General features: G+C 64.9%; 17 protein-coding genes. 13 read left to right on the top strand and 4 right to left on the bottom strand.

What is annotated here, in order from left to right:
- Positions 1–236: 236 nt before the first annotated feature.
- From QZZ02_RS06260 to flgK, 4 genes are all read right to left on the bottom strand, one after another.
- Positions 237–839 (bottom strand): flavin reductase family protein, encoded by a 603-nt coding sequence (locus QZZ02_RS06260; protein WP_291843107.1) that lies wholly within the window; start codon positions 837–839, stop codon positions 237–239.
- A gap of 111 nt (positions 840–950) precedes the next feature.
- Positions 951–2177, bottom strand: coding sequence for a tRNA 2-thiouridine(34) synthase MnmA (mnmA, locus tag QZZ02_RS06255; protein ID WP_291843105.1), 1227 nt, complete (start codon positions 2175–2177; stop codon positions 951–953).
- Positions 2178–2276: 99 nt separating this feature from the next.
- A complete protein-coding gene (locus QZZ02_RS06250; protein WP_291843102.1) occupies positions 2277–3191 on the bottom strand; it encodes a flagellin in 915 nt (304 codons plus the stop codon).
- Between the two features lie 14 nt (positions 3192–3205).
- Positions 3206–5347 (bottom strand): flagellar hook-associated protein FlgK, encoded by a 2142-nt coding sequence (gene flgK / locus QZZ02_RS06245; RefSeq protein ID WP_291843100.1) that lies wholly within the window; start codon positions 5345–5347, stop codon positions 3206–3208.
- A 601-nt stretch (positions 5348–5948) separates the two neighbouring features.
- Here flgK and QZZ02_RS06240 point away from each other — a divergent pair.
- The 13 genes from QZZ02_RS06240 (at position 5949) to QZZ02_RS06180 (ending at position 20762) form a co-directional block, all read left to right on the top strand.
- The gene (locus QZZ02_RS06240; RefSeq protein WP_291843098.1) at positions 5949–8414 is read left to right on the top strand and encodes a flagellar hook-length control protein FliK; all 2466 of its coding nucleotides are present in this window, start codon (positions 5949–5951) and stop codon (positions 8412–8414) included.
- Between the two features lie 9 nt (positions 8415–8423).
- A complete protein-coding gene (locus QZZ02_RS06235) occupies positions 8424–9086 on the top strand; it encodes a flagellar hook capping FlgD N-terminal domain-containing protein (protein WP_291843096.1) in 663 nt (220 codons plus the stop codon).
- Positions 9087–9187: 101 nt separating this feature from the next.
- A complete protein-coding gene (locus QZZ02_RS06230) occupies positions 9188–10573 on the top strand; it encodes a flagellar hook protein FlgE (protein ID WP_291843094.1) in 1386 nt (461 codons plus the stop codon).
- Between the two features lie 243 nt (positions 10574–10816).
- On the top strand, positions 10817–11086 hold the full coding sequence (locus QZZ02_RS06225) for a DUF1153 domain-containing protein (RefSeq protein ID WP_291843092.1): 270 nt from the start codon (positions 10817–10819) through the stop codon (positions 11084–11086).
- Between the two features lie 243 nt (positions 11087–11329).
- A complete protein-coding gene (gene fliF / locus QZZ02_RS06220) occupies positions 11330–12982 on the top strand; it encodes a flagellar basal-body MS-ring/collar protein FliF (RefSeq protein ID WP_291843089.1) in 1653 nt (550 codons plus the stop codon).
- 8 nt (positions 12983–12990) lie between these two features.
- A complete protein-coding gene (fliG, locus tag QZZ02_RS06215) occupies positions 12991–14013 on the top strand; it encodes a flagellar motor switch protein FliG (protein ID WP_291843087.1) in 1023 nt (340 codons plus the stop codon).
- A 12-nt stretch (positions 14014–14025) separates the two neighbouring features.
- Entirely contained in the window at positions 14026–14679 is a 654-nt protein-coding gene (locus QZZ02_RS06210) for a FliH/SctL family protein (RefSeq protein ID WP_291843085.1), read from the top strand.
- A 95-nt stretch (positions 14680–14774) separates the two neighbouring features.
- Positions 14775–15047 (top strand): flagellar motor switch protein FliN, encoded by a 273-nt coding sequence (gene fliN, locus QZZ02_RS06205; protein WP_366511510.1) that lies wholly within the window; start codon positions 14775–14777, stop codon positions 15045–15047.
- Between the two features lie 27 nt (positions 15048–15074).
- Positions 15075–16445: a sigma-54 dependent transcriptional regulator gene (locus QZZ02_RS06200; protein ID WP_291843082.1), complete on the top strand. Its 1371-nt coding sequence runs from the start codon at positions 15075–15077 to the stop codon at positions 16443–16445.
- 12 nt (positions 16446–16457) lie between these two features.
- Entirely contained in the window at positions 16458–18590 is a 2133-nt protein-coding gene (gene flhA / locus QZZ02_RS06195; protein ID WP_291843080.1) for a flagellar biosynthesis protein FlhA, read from the top strand.
- 35 nt (positions 18591–18625) lie between these two features.
- Complete coding sequence (locus tag QZZ02_RS06190; RefSeq protein WP_291843078.1) at positions 18626–19618, top strand: flagellar biosynthesis-like protein (FlhF); 993 nt, start codon at positions 18626–18628, stop codon at positions 19616–19618.
- Positions 19618–20418: an AAA family ATPase gene (locus tag QZZ02_RS06185; RefSeq protein ID WP_291843075.1), complete on the top strand. Its 801-nt coding sequence runs from the start codon at positions 19618–19620 to the stop codon at positions 20416–20418. Before QZZ02_RS06190 ends, QZZ02_RS06185 begins: the two co-directional genes overlap by 1 nt.
- Positions 20419–20441: 23 nt before the next feature.
- Positions 20442–20762 carry a hypothetical protein gene (locus QZZ02_RS06180; protein ID WP_291843073.1) on the top strand — a complete coding sequence of 107 codons (321 nt, stop codon included), beginning with the start codon at positions 20442–20444 and terminating at the stop codon, positions 20760–20762.
- Positions 20763–21046: the final 284 nt, after the last annotated feature.

Genomic DNA, 21046 nt, shown 5'->3' with positions numbered 1-21046 from the left:
GGGATGCCGGTTTGGCTATTGCCTTGTGTGGATGGGCAGCTCGGGCGCCTCGGGCACACTGCACACGGAGATTGGCCCGAGGCTGTTGCCAGCCCGGTCTCCAAACCCGCAGGAACAAACGGTCGAGCCTTGTGCCGCGCCCATTTTTCGACTTCCGGCCTGCCGATGGCCACGCCGGGTCTGGTGGTGGTCAACTCCACCGGACCGGACGAGCTCCGCCGCCCCACGCCCCTCGCCTAGGTCGGGCGCACCAGGCTGAACAACTCTGTCACGCGCGTATAGTCCTGATAGCCGAGCCGGCCGAGGGGCTGGAATTTGGCGACATCGAAGATGCCATCCACGAGGTAATCCTCGTTCAGATGAATCCCGGTCACCTCACCAAAGGCCACGATATTGGCCTCGCCGGGCAGGTCGACGAGCTTGACCAGCTTGCACTCCATGCTGGCCGGCGCCCGGGCAATGCGTGAGCAGGCGATGGTCTGGCACTCGCTGCGCGCGAGGCCTGCCAGATCGAACTCATCGACATCGCTCGGTGCCGGCTTGGCGCTGGCATTCATCGCGTCGCGCAGGTCGAACCCGACGACATTGATGCAGAACACGCCCGTGTCGATCACATTGCCCATCGAGTCCTTGCCCCGCTCCCGGTCCGGCTTCCCCCCCGTGGAGGCGAACATTACCTGGGGCGGATCATAGGAAACACCGTTGAAGAAGGAGTATGGCGCCAGATTGTCCTGCCCGCCCGCACCACGGGTTGAAACCCAGCCGATCGGACGCGGCGTGATCAGGGCATTGAACGGATTGTGCGGCAGGCCGTGGCCGTTCTTCGGTTCGTAAAACATCGGGTTTCCTGGATGGCGGGGGAGCAGACGGTGATCGCCTCAAGATTGCTCCGGAATGGGTCTTGGCAAGAGGCCGTGTGTCGCCGCGCCCTGACTTGGGGACAATGGCAGCTAGCCGATCAAACGGACGCCCGTTGATCCACCGCTCCCGCCACTCCCGCCGCTGGTGCTGGTGATCCAGCCGCCGCCGAGCACCCGGTCCTCGTCATCGCTGGAATAGAAGACGCAGGCCTGGCCCGGCGCCACGCCTTCCTCGCCCTTGGCGAGGACCACACGGACATCATCGCCATCGACCGACAGGGCGGCGGGGACCGGCGGGCGGGTGGAGCGGACCTTGACGCGGATGGGGGCGCCATCGGTCATGGCGTCCTCGCCGAGCCAGTTGATCTCCCTGAGCGCGATCGTGTCGACTTCCAGCGCCTCGCGCGGACCGACCACGACCTGCGCTGCGGCCGCATCAAGGCGCACGACATAGAGCGGGTCGCCGACAGCGATCTTGAGGCCCCGGCGCTGGCCGACCGTATAGCGGATCACGCCCTCATGCGTGCCCAGCACCCGGCCATCGACATGCACGATCTCGCCCGGACGCGAGGCGCCGGGGCGGACCTTCTCGACAATGTCGACATAGCGGCCATTGGGCACGAAGCAGATGTCCTGGCTGTCCGGCTTGTCGGCGACGATGAGACCGAAAGCCTCGGCCAGTTGCCGCGTCTGGTCCTTGTTCAGATGACCCAGCGGGAAGCGCAGGAAGTCGAGTTGGTCATGCGTGGTCGCGAACAGGAAATAGGACTGGTCCTTGCCGGCATCGGCGGCGCGGCGCAGCTCCGGCCCGTTTTCGCCCTTCACACGCTGGATATAGTGACCGGTCGCCATGCACACGGCGCCGAGCTGGCGGGCGGTGGTCAGAAGGTCGGCAAACTTGACGGTCTGGTTGCAGCGCACGCAGGGGATCGGCGTGAAGCCGGCCAGATAGGTGTCGGCAAATTCCTCGATCACCGCTTCGCGGAAGCGGCTCTCATAATCGAGCACATAATGGGGAAAACCGCAGGCTTCTGCGACGCGCTTGGCGTCATAGATGTCCTGACCGGCACAGCAGGCGCCCTTCTTGGCCAGGGCGGCGCCATGATCATAGAGCTGCAGCGTCACACCGACCACATCATAGCCGAGATGGTGCAGGAGCGCGGCGGTGACGGAGCTGTCGACACCACCGGACATGGCCACCACGACGCGGTGGTCGCCGGGATGGCCACCCAGCCCCAGCGGATCGCCGGACAGGCCCAGACGTGAAATGAGATCATCGGCCTGCGCGCGGGCGCGGCCGGTTAGGTCGGTCGTCATCTTTCGCCTCCAGCGGGGTCAAGGCCCGCAGCAAACGGTTGTTGGAGGCGGCTCTATACGCGCAAAACACCGCTGGCGTAAGGGGCTGCGCCCGCCGCCCTATCTCAGATATTGCAGCAGCGAGACCTGGCTCAGCGCGGAGAAGGTCTTGGCTGACACGTCCAGGGCGGTCTGGGCGGCCTGGAAGCGGGTAGCCGCCTCGGCCATGTCGACATCCTCGAGATCCGACAGCATCTGCTTGAGGAAGTTCTGGCGGTCGCCATGCGAGGTCTTGATCGTTTCGACATTGGCCTGGGCCGCGCCGTTTTCGCCGATCCGGGTGTACATATTGTCCAGCGCCGTGATGACGTTCTGGATCTCGCCATTGAGGAAGTTTTCCTGGGCGGCGCTGAGCGGTTTGCCGAATGGGCCGTTTGCACCGGCGTTGAAGTCGGCGATCCGCTTGAAACTGTCGAACACCTCACCGCCGACATCGCTGGCCAGCATGCCGGTCTCGATGGTCAGGTTCTGGTCGAGCTGGACCTGCGGACGGCGATCATTGTTGACGAAGGCCTCGCTGGCCGTGCCCATGGCGACCAGGTCATTGATGTCATTGGTCGCGACCGGTGCCACATCCGTGCGCGTACCACCGAAGATATAAGTGCCGGCGTGTTGGGTGTTGAGCGAGTTGGAGATCTTGTAGAAGGCCTCGCGCACCTGGTGCATCGTGTAGTCGCCATCCTTCGAGGTGACGGCCAGACGCAGATCGGTGATCGCCTCGGCCATCTGCCCCATCGCGACATCCTGGCTCTCCAGTCGCGCCTCTGTGCGCACGGCGGCTTCCTCGTAAGCCTCGGCCCGCTGCAGCGCAGCGCGGGTGGCGGACAAGGTCTCGGCCTGGTGGCCGACGCCCTTGAGATCGGTTGCGAGCTTGCCGGTGGTCAGCTGTTTTTGCGCGTCAAAGAGGGACTTCTGGGCCTTCATCAGGTCCATCAGCGCATTCTGGTTTGCAGCGAAGGTGGAAACACGGGTCATGGCGTCATTGCCTCCTAGACGATGCGCATCAGCGCGTCAGTCATTTCCTTGGCCGCCTGGAGCATGCGCGCGGCGGCATTGTAGGACTGCTGGTAGAGCGTCATCGCGGCAAGCTCCTCGTCCAGGCTGACGCCTTCGACATCGGCCCGTTTCTGCGCCGCGGTCGCGCGCAGGGTTGCCGCCGAGGCCGCCTCGCTCTCGGCCCGCGCGGCGCGCGATCCGATCGTGCCGGCGATACGCGCGGTATAGTCGCCCAGCCCGGCGGTCGAGGCCGACAGCGATCCGGCAGCATTGAAGGCGCGCGGCGCAGACAGCGCAGCCTGCAGGCCGGCACCGCCGCGATTGTCGCCGGCGGACAGCACGAAATCGCCGACAACCGTCGCCGCATCGATATCGAGCTTGCCCAGCGCCAGGCGCGAACTGTCGGCGCGGATGGTCTTGTCGACAGACAAGGCTTCCGCCCGCGCCGCCTTGGCCTCGAGTCCGACCCCGAAGAGTTTCGAGAAGGCGACCCCGGTTGTCCCGCGCGACGTGTCGTCGCCGGTCAGCGAAAGCTCATAGCCCTCATAGCCTGCATTGGCCTTGTAGGAGAGCCTGCCATCGCCATCGAGCGAGAAGGTGACATAGCGGCCCATGCCCGTACTGGTATCGTTGAGCGCGGTGACGATGTCGTCCACGGTTTCGCCGGTGACCATGGGAATGGTGTAGGTTCCGGCCGTCTTGCCATCGGTCGTGTCCATACGGAAATTGAGTTCGGTACCGGTCGTGAACTGGTGCACGTCGGTGCCGGCCAGACCGGTCTCGAAGAAGCCGGGAGCGTCACTGCGCACGAGATCGTTGAGACCGAAAAAGTGCGACAGGCCGCGGCCACCGCGGTCAGACGGCGTGGTCTCGTCCTGCAGGAATGCGACACCATTGGTCGCCGCATCGGCCGAAACCGTAAGCACGCCATTGCTGAAATTGGCCGAGCCGACGCCGGCCAGCGCGGTATTGAGCGCCGTGGCGAGTCCGCCGACCGTCGTGCCGATCACGACCGCAGCGCCGCCATCCACCGAATAGGTCGCAGCGTCGAAATCAATGTCGACACGGCGTACAAGCAGACCGGAATTGTCGGCAACGGCAAGAGTGGTCGCACCGGTGAAATTATGCGCATCGACCGCGTCGAGACCGGTATTGCGGCCGGTCAGGGTTTGCGGAGCCGGATAGGAGGCGGCGTCGTTGTGGGCGGCGTTCAGCGCATCGGCGGCGCCGGCGGCCATCTCGGCCAGTTCCTCGGCGACATCGGGGAGGGTGCGGTCACGCAGATCAATCAGCGCCCGCAGTTCGCCCGACTGGATGTGGCTGTCGAGTGCCTGCGGATTGCCGCCATTCGGCGGCTCGGCGTAGATCTTGCCGTACTCCACACCATAGGAGCCGGAACCGGACACCTTGTAGGTCAGGTTGGCGGGATAATTGTCGAGCAGGAGGACACCGTCCGTCGTGCGCAGGACAACCCGGCCATCGCCCTGGAAATCGGCGCGGACATCCATGTATTCCGACATCTCGTCGAGCAGCTCGGAGACCCGGTTTTCCGCACCCGAACTGTCGCCCCCGCCCGAGGAGACGCTCTGCACATTGGCGTTCAGCTGGTAGAGCTCGCGCAGGATCTCGTTGGAGCGTTGCAGGGTGGCATTGATCTTGGCATCCGCTTCCATGCGCTGGGCGCGGATCTCGCCGGACAGGCGCTGCGCCTCGGTAAAGAAGCTGTCGAGATCTGCCGCAGCCGACAGGCGCGAGACCGACAGGGTCGGATCGACACTGGCCTGGGACAAGCCGGCAAAGGCCGAGTTGAGGCGGGCAAAGATCGAGCCGCTATCGTCCAGATTGCCGAATTGCGACTGCAGCCGGTCGAGCGCCTTGGCCCGCGTCTCGGAGACGCTGGCTTCGGAGATCGAACGCAGCGAGGTCAGCTGCAAGTGGCGATCGACGATGCGGACAATGCCATTGACCTGGACGCCCATGGCGACGCCGCCGACATTGCGCGCTTCAAAGCTGGCAATGGTTCGGGCATAGCCGGCCGTGTTGACGTTGGCGACGTTGTTCGACGACGCCCGCAAGCCGGCCTGACTGGCCTGAAGCCCCGACAGGGCGTTTCCGAGAATACCACTCAACGACATGGCTGGCTCCCTGCGCAGTCGGCAAAAACGAGGCGGTCACGGCGGATTCTGCCGTCAAAGCGGCAAGCATTGCCCAGCGGGGCAGCCACCCCCAGGGGCGCCTCCGCAGGGCAAATCATGCTGTAACCGCCTGCCTTCATTTGCTTTTCCATGCGCTTTCCAAATTCCGGCCCGGACAGGACCTGCCCGGGCATGCCTTAACCATCGCAAGCGGCGGGCCAGTCGCCCGGCATCGCGTCTGTCGGGTCAGAAACGCGCCTGCTCCGGGCCCAAACCGAACTCGGCGGATCCGACGCGATCATGACCGGTTTCAAGCATTGAACAGCCCGCCCGCGCGCGCGGGCTCACGCGCGGTCATAAAGACTCGCGCCAGTGGCGAAGCTGCGGCCGGGGCCGGCTGGCGACGAACCCGCAGACGACCCGGCAATTTGCGCCCACCTGGCGGCAGGACGGGCCGGACTTTCCTGCCCACCGCAAGGTATTACCGTAAAATTAACTAGAAAAAACAATAGCTTAAACTCAATCAACATTGGCACACCCCTTGCGAACATCTCTTCGAGACGAGGCGTGACGTGCGCCCTGAGGCAGACCAAGAGCGACCATGACGCTGGACCTGAACACTGCGAACCTGCTGACCATGACGGGCGGAAACGGCGGCGCGCTGGCGCAACCGGTCGGCAATCCGTCGGGCGGCACGCATACCCAAGGGACAGCTCCGACCGGTGGCGCGGTTGCCGCCTCGCCCTTCACGGTTCTCGTTCATGCCAACCAGGCCCAGACCGCCGCAACCGCAAGCCCGTCCGCTCCGGCCTTGCCGACCGCAGCGTCTGCGCCGACCGCCCCGTCCATTCCGGCCCCTGCAACCGCGACCGCGACCGCGACCGCCGCAGCGCCGTCCACACGTGGCCAGGCCCTGATGTCGGCCTCACCGCTGCCGATGGATATCGCTGCGGCAGGCTCGGCGGCGCCGTCGGCCGACAGTACCGGCCCCGATGCCATCCTCGCCGGCGAGCTCATCCTGCCGGTCACCCCGGTTGCCCCGGTCAGCCCGGCGCGTGGCAAGCCGGCATTTCCGGTCCAGGACGCCATAGAGCCGGCGACGCCTGGCACCCGGGCGCCCGACTTCGCAGCGCCGCCGACCAGCGCCTCCGCCACGACAGGTCAGACACAATCCGGCATCGCGACCGCAGAGCTGCCCGCCGGCGACGCCGCGGCCATCCCTGCCGAGACGCCCGCATCCGGTGGCAAGGCCGTATCCGGTGACAAGCCGGTGTCCGAGATCATTCCGACAAAGCCGGGGCTGGCGACTTCCGCTTCGCCGCTGGCGGCGGCGGCGCCGACTCTATCTCAGCCCCTGACCCAACCCCAGGTTACGGCTCAGGCCCCGGCCCCGGCTCAGGCCCCGGCCCCAGCCACAGCGCAGGCCCCGGCCGCAGCCACAGCGCAGGCCCCGGCCCCGGCTCAGGCCCCGGCCCCAGCCCCAGCCACAGCGCAGGTCCCGGCCGCGGCACAGACCAAAGCGCAGGCCCCGGCCCCGGCCCCAGCCACAGCGCAGGTCCCGGCCGCAGCGCAGGCCACAGCGCAGGCACAGCCTCAGCCCAATCCGCAGGCTCAGACGCCGGTGCAAGCCCGAACTGCTGCGCCGGACCCGCAGGCGCCCGCGCAAGCGCCAGCGGCGGCGCCGAGCCCTGCACAGGCATCAGCGCAGACCCAGCCGGCCGCAACCGCCCCGCTGACCCCATCGGCGACCATCCCGGCACCCGCCACCCAACCAGCCGCCGCCCAGGCAGCTGTCGTCCACGCACCTGTCGTCCTGGCCCCCATGGCCCCGGCGGCATCCGGTTCCAACGAGGCGGCCGTCCTGACGGTGCCGTCAGCGCCCGCCGCGCCGGTGACGCCGACCGTCCGGTCATCAACGCTGTCTTCATCGCCTGCTGGCCCTGCAGCGCCGGATCCGGCGACCTCGCCCGCCAAGCCCGGCATGGCCAAACCCGGCTTGGCCAGGGATGGCGCGACGCCTGACACGATGACTGTCGACACCAAGCCGGCACCGTTCGCCAAACCGCCCGCCGCGGCAGGGCTGAGCGCGGCAGTCCCGACCGCAACAAACAACTCGCCAGCCACGATGGCCGCCTCCCCCGCCACGGGTGCGACCGCAACGGAGCAGGCACTGGCATCAGCGAATGCCGGTGACAGCACGCCGCTGCGGCAACGGAGCAGCAATGCCCCGGCCATCCCGACCGCCAGCGACATCGCGGCGCGCCCGGCGGGCACATCCGCACAAGCGGGAAATAATGCTTCCAATTCAGGCAATTCAGGCAGTTCCGGCAGCTCGGGCAATAGCAGCAATCCGGCCTCAGGCGCCGGCACAGCCGCCCCGACAACGCCGTCGGGCGATCCGGCCGCCGCCCTGGCTGCCAGCAAGAGCGTCCTTCCCAACGCTGCGCAGAGTGGCGCGCCGATCACGCCCTTGCCGGGCGCCCCGGGACACGCCCCGCTGCCGCAAGCCATCAGTACCGACCAGGCCGCGGCCGAGGCAGCGCTGCGCGCCGAAGCCGATTTCAGTCTGGCGCGGGTCGACGGTCGCATGGCAGCTGACCGTTCCGGCGCCAACCTGCCCCGCTTCACGCCGCATACCACGACGCAACTGGCCGGGCAGATCACCAAGCAGGTTTCCAACGGCAACCGGGTGTTTGACATCCGCCTCGACCCGGCCGAACTGGGCAAGGTTGATGTCCGCATCGAACTGCGCGCCGACAATCGCGTACACGCCGTGCTGACCGTGGAACGTCCCGAAACCCTGTCCGAATTGCAGCGCTCGGCGCGCGATCTCGAGCGTTCCCTGGCCGAGGCCGGGCTTGAGCTCGACGAGGACGGGCTCAGCTTCCAGATGAGCGACGGCCAGAACCAGCCCAGCGACGAAGGTCGCAGCCAGGGCGAGGCGCTGCCGATTTTCACGCAGACAACCGACATGGCACAGCGGGCCGAGGATGAACTCGCATCCCGACCGCGCTCGGCCTACGGCTTCCTGCTCTCCGGACGCTCCGGCGTCGATATGCAGGTTTAGGAGCAAGCCATGGTAGACGCAGTTTCCGGCATTGGCTCATCGAGCCCGGCCCTGTCCAATTCCCAGACCGGCCTGGCTGACAATTTCGAGATGTTCCTGACCCTGCTCACCGAGCAGATGAAGAATCAGGACCCGCTCAATCCGCTCGACTCGACCCAGTTCGTGAACCAGCTGGTCGACTTCTCGAGCGTTGAGCAGCAGATCGCCCAGAACCAGAATCTGGAAAATCTCCTGCTGCTCCAATCAGCTGCCGCACAGAGTGCGTCAGTCAGCTATATCGGTCGCGTCGCCACCGCCCTGACTCCGCAAGCCATGCTGACCGATGGCGAAGCCAGCTGGGAGTACACCCTGCCCAGCGATGCCACGACATCCTCCATCATCATTCGTGACGAGGATGATCGCATTGTCGCCCGCCACGATGGCGAGACGAATACGGGCTCACACGATTTCACCTGGGACGGCCTGGGAGATGGCGGCGCCGCTCAGGATGAGGGTGTCTACACGATGGAAGTCATCGCCCAGAACGCGGACGGCGACAATATCGAGGTCAGCATCCAGGCCGCAGCCCTTGTATCGGGAGTGGACCTGTCCGGCTCGGAAGTCGTCGTTGAAATGGGCGGGATCCGCGTCCCGCTGTCCTCGGTGATGTCAATCAAGGACGCCAACACATAGCCAGGCCGCCGGCCTGAACCGGACTGCCAGAATGGCGAGCCGGCTAACCTGACCAGCAGAAAGCTCCACAAACAACAACCAAAACGCCAGGAGCATGCATTATGAGCATCAATTCCGCACTTTTGGCCGGCGCATCCGGCCTGATCTCGAACTCGAACGCCCTCGCCTCGATTTCGGACAATATCGCCAACGTCAACACGGTGGGCTACAAGCGAGCCTCGGCCGTCTTCACGCCGCTCTATGACAGCGACAGCTCGACCAAGGGTTATTCCGCCGCCGGCGTGAACTCGGTGGCGCGCCTCGCGATCGGTGAAAGCGGCCTGCTGACTGCCGGCTCCTCGCCGACCGACCTCGCCATCTCCGGTCGCGGTTTCTTTGTCGTCCGCGACGACGCAGTCGTCGACTCCTCGGATCCGGTTTCCTTCACACGTGCCGGCCGCTTCACGCCGGACACCAGCGGTTACCTGCGCAACGACGCAGGGAAATACCTGGCTGGCTGGCCGGTGGCTGCCGACGGCTCTGTGCCGCAAAACCCGTCCGACCTGAACGCGCTGGAGACGATCAACCTGTCCTCGATCGGCGGCGCAGCGGAAGCCACGACGATCATGGGCATCAATGCCAACCTGCAGCAGAGCCAGGCGATCTCGGCGGACGAGGCAACCTACGACCCGACCGCTGCTGCCACGAACATGGCGTCGGGCGCTGTCACGCCAGATTTCCAGCGCTCCATTCCCTTCTATGACAGCGTTGGCGGCGTTCGCACCCTGACCATTTCCATGCTCAAGAGCGCAACACCCAATCAGTGGCACGCCGAGGTCCACATGGTCCCGGCCGGAGATCTGACGACCGGTGCCGGCCTGATCGATGGCCAGATGCTGACGGGTACAGTCGCTTTTGACGCTCAGGGCCGTATCGACAGCACCAACACAACGCTGCCGACCCAGCTCGATTTCCTGTCATCGACCAATGTCGCGGCGCTCGGCGCCTCGGAATTCCAGTGGGCGACCGCAACTGGCGTCGATGCCCAGTCCATCACCCTGGACTTCGGCTCGCCGAACGCTCCGGGCGGCTTCACCCAGTATGACAGCCCGTCCGCCCTGCTTTCGACCAATGTGAACGGCTCGGCCTTCGGCAATTTCTCGAGTGTTGACGTGGATGATGACGGCTTCGTCTTTGCCAAATTCAACAATGGCATCGTGCGCAAGATCTATCAGATCCCGGTCGCGACCTTCGTCAACCCGGACGGCCTTGAAGCCCAGTCCGGCGGCACATTCACGGTGACTCCCGAATCTGGCGCCTACACGCTGAACCCGCCGGGACTGGGTTCGTCAGGCCAGATCGCGGCATCGACACTGGAAAGCTCGAATGTCGATCTCGCCAACGAGTTCACCAGCCTCATCACCACGCAGCGGGCCTATTCCGCCTCGTCGAAAATCATCACCACGGCTGATGAGATGCTCGACGAAGCCATCCGTATGAAGCGCTAACCATCACCCAACCGCTTCTGGACTATGGGCCTCGCCTTTCGGCGGGGCCCATTTTTTATGGCCCCCGCAACGCGCACCGCCCGTTCGGGCCGCCGATAATATATGACCGTGCCATGAGCCGGTTCGGGACATTTAGAGGCGGATTTTAGCGACAGGGTTAAATGTAAATTTACCCAGTGGTTTAGGGTGATGTTAAAGGGCTGCCTGTAGGTTGATCCTACAAACAAGAAACGGGGATCGGACATGCAGCCGCGCCTTAAAAAAGAAAATTATGTCATTGGACCGGATGGTAGCCCGCTTACGCTTGGTGACCTGCCCAACCCGAGTACCCAGCGTTGGGTGGTTCGGCGAAAGGCTGAAGTCGTTGCCGCGGTAAGGGGTGGTCTGCTCTCTCTGGAAGAGGCGTGTCAGCGCTATTCGCTAACCGTGGAAGAGTTCCTCGGCTGGCAGCGTTCGATCGATCAGCACGGCCTGGCCGGGCTTCGCACGACCCGAATCCAGCAATACCGCTAACGACCGCTAGCTCCCCCTACTAGCGCAAGATGAGCGGCGACTGTGCCCCCCACGGTCGTCGCTTGCCTGCGTTTTCGGGGACATACAGCTTTTAACTGCGCACTGATTGCGTGCCCTGATTGGTTAATCGGGGGGCGAGTCATCACGTATGCGATTGCATTAAAGCCTCGTTTACCGACCAGGTAGGAAAATTCTGCCCAGTGCTTCGCTGATGAAGCGCACGCAATGAGCAGGGATTTCCACGTGAACGCGCTTTTTGAACAGTTCAGGGCTTTTGGCGCCGGACGGCTGACCGCGATTTTCGGCCTCGCTGCCGGCGTCGCCGCCGCGCTCGTGTATTTTTCCGGTGCCATGGGCGGCGCCAGCCAGTCCCTGCTCTATTCCGGTCTCGACCCGGCCGACGCAGCCGCTACCTCGCAACTGCTCGACCAGGCGAACATTCCCTATGAAATCCGCGAGGGCGGCACGGCGATCTATGTCGAGCGCGACCAGGTTGATGAAGCCCGCGTGCGTGTTGCATCCAATGGCCCGCTGAGCGGCGCCTCGGTCGGCTACGAGATTTTCGACCGCCAGGACAGCTTCGGCCAGACCAGCTTTGTCCAGAACATCAATGCCAAGCGCGCCATGGAAGGCGAGCTCGCCCGGACGATCCAGTCACTCAATTACGTCAGCTCGGCCCGGGTTCACCTGAACCTGCCGGAGCGCCGCCTGTTCTCCCGCGACCAGCAAGCCCCGACCGCCGCCATCACCATTGGCACCAATGGCCGGCTCAACAGCGAGCAGGTCCGCGTGATCCGCAATATCGTGGCCTCGAGCTCGGGCATCGCTCCGAGCGGCGTGTCAATCGCCGATGATCGCGGCCGCCAGCTGGCCAGCGGTGGCGACGGCCAGGCGGGCAGCTCCATCCTGATGGACGAGCGCCGTGGCGAGATTGAAGCCCAGCTGCGTCAGAACATTCTCGACATTGTCGAAGGCGTGGTCGGCGTCGGCGCTGCCCGCGTCCAGGTCAATGCGGAACTGAACCGCCAGAGCGTCACGCAGAGCTCGGAGACTTTTGATCCCAACGGTCAGGTTGTCCGCTCGCGTCAGCGCGGTGAAGACCTTTCCAACGACCAGGACGGCGCCAGCCAGAACCGGGTTTCGGCGTCGGAAAACCTGCCCGACGCCGGTGGCGAGGACGCGGCCGACGGTCCGTCCAGCCTGTCGAGCCGCGAAAGCACGAGCGAGCGCGTCAACTACGAGATTTCCTCGACCACCCGCACCGAAATCATCGAAGCCGGCGCGATCAACCGCCTCTCGGTCGCCGTCGCCGTCGATGGCGTTCTGGAAACGGCCGAGGACGGCGCGATCACCTGGCGCGAACGTCCGCAAGCGGAAATCGACCGCATCGAGGGCCTGGTCCGCTCGGCCATGGGCTTTGTCAGCGAGCCCGGCGTCCGCCAGGACCTGCTGACCGTCAGCCAGATGGAATTCGCCCGCGCCGATCCGCTGCTCGGCACGCCGGCAACCAGCGGCCTGTCCTTCACCAAGAATGACATGATGCGGGCTGCCGAGATCGCGGTGATGTTCATTACCGCCCTGCTGATCATCTTCCTGGTCGCCCGGCCGCTGGTCAAAGGCGCAAGCGGCATGGTCATGCCACAAGGCCTGGCCCTCGCCGGCGCCGGCGCGGATGGCGCGGTTCAGGGTGCGCCGGCACCGGCCGCCCTGCCGACCCAGGCCAATCGTCCGGCGGCCCTGCCCTCGGCCGGCCCGACCGCCCGCGAGGATGCCATCGACATCGAGAAGATCGATGGCCAGGTGAAAGCGTCCTCGCTGAAAAAAGTCGCCAATATCGTTGAAACCCACCCTGAGGAATCGATCGCGATCCTCCGGTCCTGGCTGCACGAGAGCTGAGCCCTGTCATGGCTGATAAACGCGCCATCGAAGATCCGACCCGTCTGAACGGCCCCGAAAAGGCCGCGGTCATGCTCCTCGCCCTGGGCGATGAGGGTGAGAGCATGTGGCAGCATCTCGACGAGGAGGAGATCCGCGAGGTTTCCCAGGCCATGTCCAATCTGGGCACGGTGACGTCGAGCGCGGTGGAAAAACTGATCGTCGACTTTGTCGGCCAGATGTCATCGACCGGTTCGCTGATGGGCTCGTTCGAAGCGACCCAGCGCCTTTTGACCTCCTTCCTGCCGGGCGAGAAGGTCGAGTCCATCATGGAAGAGCTGCGCGGCCCCGCCGGCCGGACCATGTGGGACAAGCTGGGCAATGTGAACGAGGTTGTCCTCGCCAATTATCTCAAGAATGAATACCCGCAAACCGTTGCCGTGGTGCTGTCCAAGGTGAAGCCGGAACATGCCAGTCGGGTGCTCGGCGCCCTGCCGGAAGATTTCGCCCTGGAGGTCGTTACCCGCATGCTGCGCATGGAGCCGGTACAGCGCGAGATCCTCGATCGCATCGAGGAGACGCTGCGCACCGAATTCATGTCGAACCTGGCGCGCACCTCCAAGCATGACAGCCACGAGATGATGGCCTCGATCTTCAACAATTTCGACCGCCAGACCGAAAACCGCTTCCTGGCCGCCCTCGAGGAACGCAATCGCGAGAGCGCCGAGAAGATCCGGTCCCTGATGTTCGTCTTCGAAGACCTGTCCAAGCTCGATCCGGGTGGCATCCAGACCCTGATGCGGTCGATCGACAAGGAGCAGATGGCGCTGGCCATGAAGGGCGCATCCGACAGCCTGCGCGACCTCTTCTTCTCCAACATGTCCGAACGCGCTGCCAAGATCATGCGCGAAGACATGGGGTCGATGGGGCCGGTCCGCCTCAAGGATGTCGACCAGGCGCAACAATCGATTGTCTCCATGGCCAAGGATCTCGCCGCCAAGGGCGAAATCATGCTGGCCGATGGCGGCGCCGACGATGAACTCATCTACTAGGGAGGTTGAACAATGAATCCTGTCAAATTCGATTTCGATACAGAGTTCGACCATGACGGCCAGATCCTTCGTGAAGGCGAAAGCTACAAGCGTTTCTTCACCCAGGATGATGTCGATGCAGCCCGCATGTGGGGCGTCGAGGAAGGCCGCGAGATGGAGGAAGGGCGTTGCGCCCAGTCGCTGCAGGCCATCGCCTCGCAGATGCAGCTGATCCTCGCCCGCCTCGCCCATGAATCAGACGCGCTGCGCCAGGAGGCCGCCGGTCTCGCCATGGCGGCCGCCAGCAAGATTGCCGGTGAGGCGCTGGCCGCCTTCCCGATCGACACGATCGAGCAAGTCGCCCTGGAAGCGGTCAAGGATCTGCGCTCCGAGCCGCGCCTGTCGGTGCGCTGCAGTCCGGAACTGGTCGAGGGGCTCGCCGAGCGCCTGGAAAAGACTGCCCGCGATGCCGGTTTCGACGGCGCCATCATGGTGCGCGGCGATGCCGGGATGAAAAACGCGGATGTCCGCCTGGAATGGGGTGCCGGTGCCGTTCAGCGCAGCGCCGAGGAAATCGAAACCCGACTGAATGATGTCGTCGCGCGCTGGCTGGCCTCGCCGCCAAGCGACGAGGAAACCCAATCTGACGCGGATGGCGGCCATGCGGCCGGCATCAACGCGGCATAAGGAGGCCTGACATGGCTGACGACAATCTCGACCTTCCCGACCTGGCTGATGACGGCACGCAAGTGCCCGTCGAGGCCCGGCAACGCGGTCAGCAGATGATGGATGAGGAAGAAAAGAGCGCCGCCGACCTGGCGCCGGTCTTTGACGTTCCCGTCAACATCTCCGCCGTGCTCGGCAAGGCGCATATCGACGTGAATTCGCTCCTGAAACTGACCTCCGGGTCGGTGGTCGAACTCGACCGCAAGATCGGCGAAGCGATCGACATCTATGTAAACAACCGGCTCGTCGCGCGCGGCGAGGTCGTGGTTGTGGATGACCGGCTTGGCGTGACCATGACGGAAATCATCAAGGACGGGGACGCGGGCTAAGGCCCAGCGGAGAGGACGGAGCATATCATGCGAATTCTGATAGTCGGCAGCCTAGGCGGGCAGCTTCATACCGCCACCAAGATCGCCATCGACCGCGGCGCGAAAGTCTCGCACGTCGACACGATCGAGCAAGCCACGGCCCACCTGCGGGCCGGGCGCGGCGCCGACCTCCTCATGGTCGACCTGCACCTGGACGTGCAGTCCCTGATCGAGGCCAACGAAGCCGAGCGGATATCGGTTCCCGTCGTCGCCTGCGGCGTCAATGTCCGTCCCGAGGCTGCCGCAGCCGCGATCCGCGCCGGCGCCAAGGAATTCATCCCGATGCCGCCGGATGCCGACCTGATCGCTGCCGTCCTGGCCGCGATCGCGGATGACGAGCGCCCGATGATTGCCCGCGACCCGTCCATGCAGGCTGTCATCCACCTCGCCGACCGCATCGCCGGCTCCGATGCCTCCGTCCTGATCACAGGTGAAAGTGGCTCCGGCAAGGAAGTCATGGCGCGCTATGTCCACACCAAGTCGAAGCGCGCCCAGGCGCCCTTCATCTCGGTCAACTGCGCCGCCATCCCGGAAAACCTGCTGGAATCCGAACTCTTCGGTCACGAGAAGGGCGCTTTCACCGGCGCAATTGCCCGCCGCGTGGGCAAGTTCGAAGAGGCCGATGGCGGCACGCTGCTGCTGGATGAAATCTCGGAAATGGATGTCCGCCTGCAAGCCAAGCTGCTGCGCGCCATCCAGGAGCGCGAGATCGACCGGGTCGGTGGCACCAGGCCGGTCAAGGTCAATATCCGCATCCTCGCGACCTCGAACCGTGACCTGCGCAAGGCCGTGGCCGATGGCAGCTTCCGCGAAGACCTGCTGTTCCGCCTCAATGTCGTGAACCTGGCCCTGCCGCCGCTGCGCGAGCGCCCGGCCGATATCGTTGCCCTGTCCGAGCATTTCGTGAAGAAGTACTCGGCCGCCAATGCCGTCGATGTCCGCCCGATCTCCGAAGCGGCCCGCACCTCACTGCTGGCCCGCGAATGGGCCGGCAATGTGCGCGAGCTGGAAAACGCCATGCACCGCGCGGTGCTGCTGGCCACCGGTCGCGAGATCACGCCGGACGCGATCCGCATGCCCGACGGCTCGGCCTTTACCGGCTCCGGCAGCAATGTCGTGCGCCAGGCGGCTGACGCAGCCCACTCGGTCCAGGCCGACATGATCGGTCGCACCGTGGCCGAGGTCGAGCAGGACCTGATCCTGAACACGCTCGACCATTGCTTCGGCAACCGGACCCATGCCGCCAATATCCTCGGCATCTCGATCCGGACACTGCGCAACAAGCTGAAGCTTTATTCGGACCAGGGCCTGGATATCCCCGCGCCCAACCAACCCGCCCAGGGTGTCTCCGTAGCCTGATTGGACTGATACGTGGTCGATACAGCCGCCTCCCCAGCCGCCGCGCCCGCAACCGGTGGATTTGATCTCCGTGCCTTCCTGAACCGCGCGCTGCGTGGTGATGTGGCACTGGCGGTCGGCATTCTTGCCATCCTCGTGATGCTGATGCTGCCGATGCCCAGCTTCCTGCTGGACATGTCGCTGGCAATCTCGATCTCGATGTCGGTGCTGGTCCTGATGACCGCGCTTTTCATCAAGAAGCCGCTGGAATTCTCGGCCTTCCCGGCCCTGCTGCTGATCACCACACTCCTGCGCCTCGGCCTCAATATCGCCTCGACCCGCCTGATCCTGTCCAAGGGCCATGAAGGCACCGACGCGGCCGGCGAGGTCATCGAGGCCTTCGGCTCCTTCGTCATGCAGGGCAATGTCGTTATCGGCATCATTGTCTTTGCCATCCTGGTGATCGTGAACTTCGTCGTCATCACCAAGGGTTCCGGCCGGATCGCGGAAGTCGCCGCGCGTTTCACCCTCGACGCCATGCCCGGCAAGCAGATGGCGATCGACGCCGACCTGTCGGCCGGCCTGATCACCGAGGACGAGGCCCGCAAGCGCCGCACCGAGCTGGAAGGCGAGAGCAATTTCTTCGGCGCCATGGATGGTGCCTCCAAATTCGTCCGCGGCGATGCCATGGCCGGCCTGATGATCACCGCCATCAACCTGGTCGGCGGCATCATCATCGGCGTCGTCCAGTCCGGCATGCCCTTCGCGGAAGCCGCCCAGGCCTATTCCTCGCTGACCATCGGTGACGGCCTGGTCTCGCAGATCCCGGCCCTGATCATCTCGGTCGGTGCCGGCCTGCTGGTCTCAAAGGCGGGCGTCAACGGCCAGGCCGACAAGGCCCTGTTCGGCCAGCTGACGGCCAACCCGCAAGGCCTCGGCCTGGTCTCTGCTGTCGCCCTGATGGTCGGCCTTCTGCCCGGCATGCCGCTGATCCCCTTTGCCATGATGTCGGCCGGGGCCGGTGCCCTGGCCTGGATGAACCGCGATCTCGCCGAGCGTACGGCCCAGGCCGAAATCGATGCCAAGGCGGAGCAGGAAGCCGAAGCCGTTGAATCCAAGTCGAGCGAGGAAGCGCCAATCGAGGACAGCCTCGCCATCGACGAGCTGAAGATCGAACTGGGCTATGGCCTGCTGCCGCTGATCAATGATGTCGATGGCCGCAAGCTGACCGACCAGATCCGCGCCCTGCGCCGCTCGCTGGCCGAGGAAATGGGCTTCATCACCCCGGCGGTGCGCATCATCGACAACATGTCGCTGGGCAATAACGAGTACACGATCCGCATCAAGGAACTGGAAGCCGGTCGCGGCGAGCTGGAACTGCACAAGCTCTTGGTCATGGATCCGTCCGGCATGCCGATCGACATGCCAGGCAAGCATGTCAAGGAGCCGACCTTCGGCCTGCCGGCGACCTGGATCGATGAAGGCCTGCGGGAGGAAGCCTCTTTCCGTGGCTACACGATTGTCGAGCCCGCCGCCGTTCTGGTTACCCATCTGACCGAACTCCTGCGCGACAACATGGCCGACCTGCTGTCCTATGCCGAAGTCGAGAAGCTGATCTCCAAGCTGTCGAAGGAGCACAAGGGCCTGGTCGACGACATCACGCCGAACCAGATCAGCCGCGCCGGCATCCAGCGCGTCCTGCAATCGCTGATCAGGGAACGCATCTCGATCCGCGACCTGCCGACCATCCTGGAAGGGGTGGCCGAAGCCTCGGCCACGACCCAGAATCTCGACGCCATTGTCGAACATGTCCGGACCCGTCTGGCGCGCCAGATTTGCCACGCCAACAAGGCGCATGACGGCGTCCTGCCGGTGCTCGCCATGGGCCCGCAATGGGAGCAGTCCTTCATGGAAGCCCTGGTCGGCGATGGCGACCGCCGCCAGCTCGCCCTGGCCCCGTCGAAACTGCACGACTTCGTCGCCGCAATTCGAAACTCTTTTGAAACCGCATCAGCTCAGGGTCATGTACCAGTGCTGCTGACAAGCCCGCTGATTCGTCCGTATGTGCGTTCTCTGGTTGAGCGTTTTCGCCCGCAGACCGTGGTGATGTCGCAAAATGAAATTCACCCGAGCGCGCGCCTTCAGACGATGGGCCATGTCGGCTAAGCGACCGATTTTGACCTGTGATATGATCCGAGCCCATGCATCTTAAAACCTTCGCCGCCCCGTCCCTGACCCAGGCCATGGCCGATGTCCGTCGTGAAATGGGACCCGACGCCGTGATCATCGCCACCAGCGATGGTCCCAATGGCGGCGTCCAGGTGCGCGCGGCCAGCGACATGGCCCGCGTCACCGAACCGGCCGAACGCGTTCGCGACCGCTCGATCCGGCTCGCCGGCGAGGCCGATATCGAACGCGGCCTGCGCGAAGACAACGAGCTCGACCGGGTCATCCGGGCGCTTGGCTTCCACCGCGCGCCCGGCTCGGCCGCCCAGGCGCTGATCCGCTCGGCCCATGACCTCTCCGACGGACAGGCCGTCGCCCGCCTCGCCCACGCCATCGAGAGCCGCTACACCTTCCAGCCACTGCCGGCCGTTCCCGAACACGCCATCCTGTTTGCCGGCACGCCGGGCGTCGGCAAGACCTCAGCCCTGGCCAAGACGGCGGCGCGCGCCATCACCGCCGGCGCCGTGCCGACCCTGATCTCCTGCGATGGCGAGCGCGCCGGCGCCAATGACCGGCTGCAGGAACTGGCCCGCCGCATGGGCGCCGGTTTCCTCGCCGTCGATGATCCACGCGAGATGATCGATGCGGTCGACGAGATTGACGGTCCCGTCCTGATCGACAGCCCGGCGGTCAATCCGTTCGAGCTCGACGATCTCGACATGACGCTCGCCTTTGCCGACAGCGCCAATGCCGAGATCATCTATGTGTTTGATGCCGGCCTGACACCGGAAGATGCCGAGGATGCCGCCTCGCTGTTCGCCTCGATCGGCGCCAGCCGCTCCATTCCGGTCAAGCTTGACTGTGCCCGTCGCCTCGGCGCCATGCTCGGCGTCGGCGAAACCGGTCTCGCCTTTGCCCAGATTTCCTCGACCCCCTTCATCGGCGGCGGACTGGCACCGGCCACGCCGCTGCGCATGGCCCGGGTCCTGATCGAGGACCGCTCCACCCCCTTCGAGGAGGAAGACTGATGAAGATCGCGTCCGCACCCCAGGACCGCTCCGCCGGTCGCATCCTCGCCATTGCCTCGGGCAAGGGCGGCGTCGGCAAGACCATGCTGTCGATCGCCATGGCCCGCGCCTTTTCGCAAATGGGCGAACGCTGCCTGCTCGTCGACGGTGATCTCGGCATGGCCAATATCGACGTACAGCTCGGCCTGCAGCCCAGTTCCGACATTTCCAGCGTCATCAATGGCCGTGTGGTGATTGCCGATGCGGTCTGCCCCGCCATGGGCGGCGCCGGCCAGTCCGGCGGTTTCGATGTCATTTCCGGCCGCTCGGGCTCTGGCGCGCTGGCCAATCTGTCCGGCCCCGGCCTGACCAAGCTGGCCACCGGTGTCGCCGCCCTGTCCCTGTCCTATGACCGCGCCATTCTCGACCTCGCCGCCGGGGCCGACCGGGCCACCATCCGCCTCGCGCTCACTGCCGACGATGTCGTGATCGTGCTCAATGACGAGCCGACCTCGCTGACCGACGCCTATGCCTTCGTGAAGACACTGCGCCTGCATGATGACGGCGCCTCGCCGCTCGTGGTGATCAATAATGCGCCCAGCATGAATGCCGCCAACGAGGCTTTCGGCGCCTTCCGCAAGACCTGCGAGGCCTTTCTCAGCTTCACGCCGACCCTGGCCGGCATTGTCCGTCGCGACCCGACCGTCCCGGCCGCGATCCGCGCCCAGACCTGCGTCTCGCTGCGCGCTCCGCAATGCGAGGCCGCCAAGGACATCCAGACCTTGGCGGGCTCGCTTGCGCGTGGCAAACAGGCTGCCTGATCGACCTGTGGGGAGGCTCGACCATGTATGACAGTTTCGCAGACCGCCTGAGCGCCGGCTTCACGCCGTTTGACTGGTGGCTGATCATCGTCCTGTCACTGGTCGCCGCCCTGATCATGCGCAAATGGCCACAATGGCCGGCCGCCGCCTCGATCGCCTTCCTGATCGATGCCTGCGCCCCCTTCTTCTATCGCTGGTCGACCGGCATCCCGCCGGATTTCGCCTTCGACTTCGCCTTCTCGCGCCTCGACGAGCGCGGCGGCGTGGTCGTGATCATGCGCCTGGTCATCTACATGATCACCATCGGCGCGATCTTCTGGGCCAAGCGCCGCTACGGGCGTTAGCGCAAAAGGGGACAGGTTGAATTAACGCGTGGCGCTGGCCTCGCCTGAGGCCGCCTTCGAGACGCGTTAATTCTACCTGTCCCCACCCTGTCCCCACCCGTTATTCATTTCCCCAATGAACGATATTCGCCGCATCGATTGGCGAAATCTCCCGTGATGCCCCAACTGATTGCGCGGCCTGCCGTCCGGCGGTCGCAAGGAGGGATCACCATGAAGATATTGGCCGACCGGCGCTGAGCGCCCGTGTGCGCTGACACGCACCCACACCTGACACTCTGACACCT

Origin of the sequence: Maricaulis sp. (assembly GCF_015665295.1) — a bacterium.
In the GTDB taxonomy this organism is placed as follows: Bacteria; Pseudomonadota; Alphaproteobacteria; order Caulobacterales; family Maricaulaceae; genus Maricaulis.
Note: the sequence above shows the minus strand (reverse complement) of the source record. Positions and strands in the feature narration are given on the sequence as shown.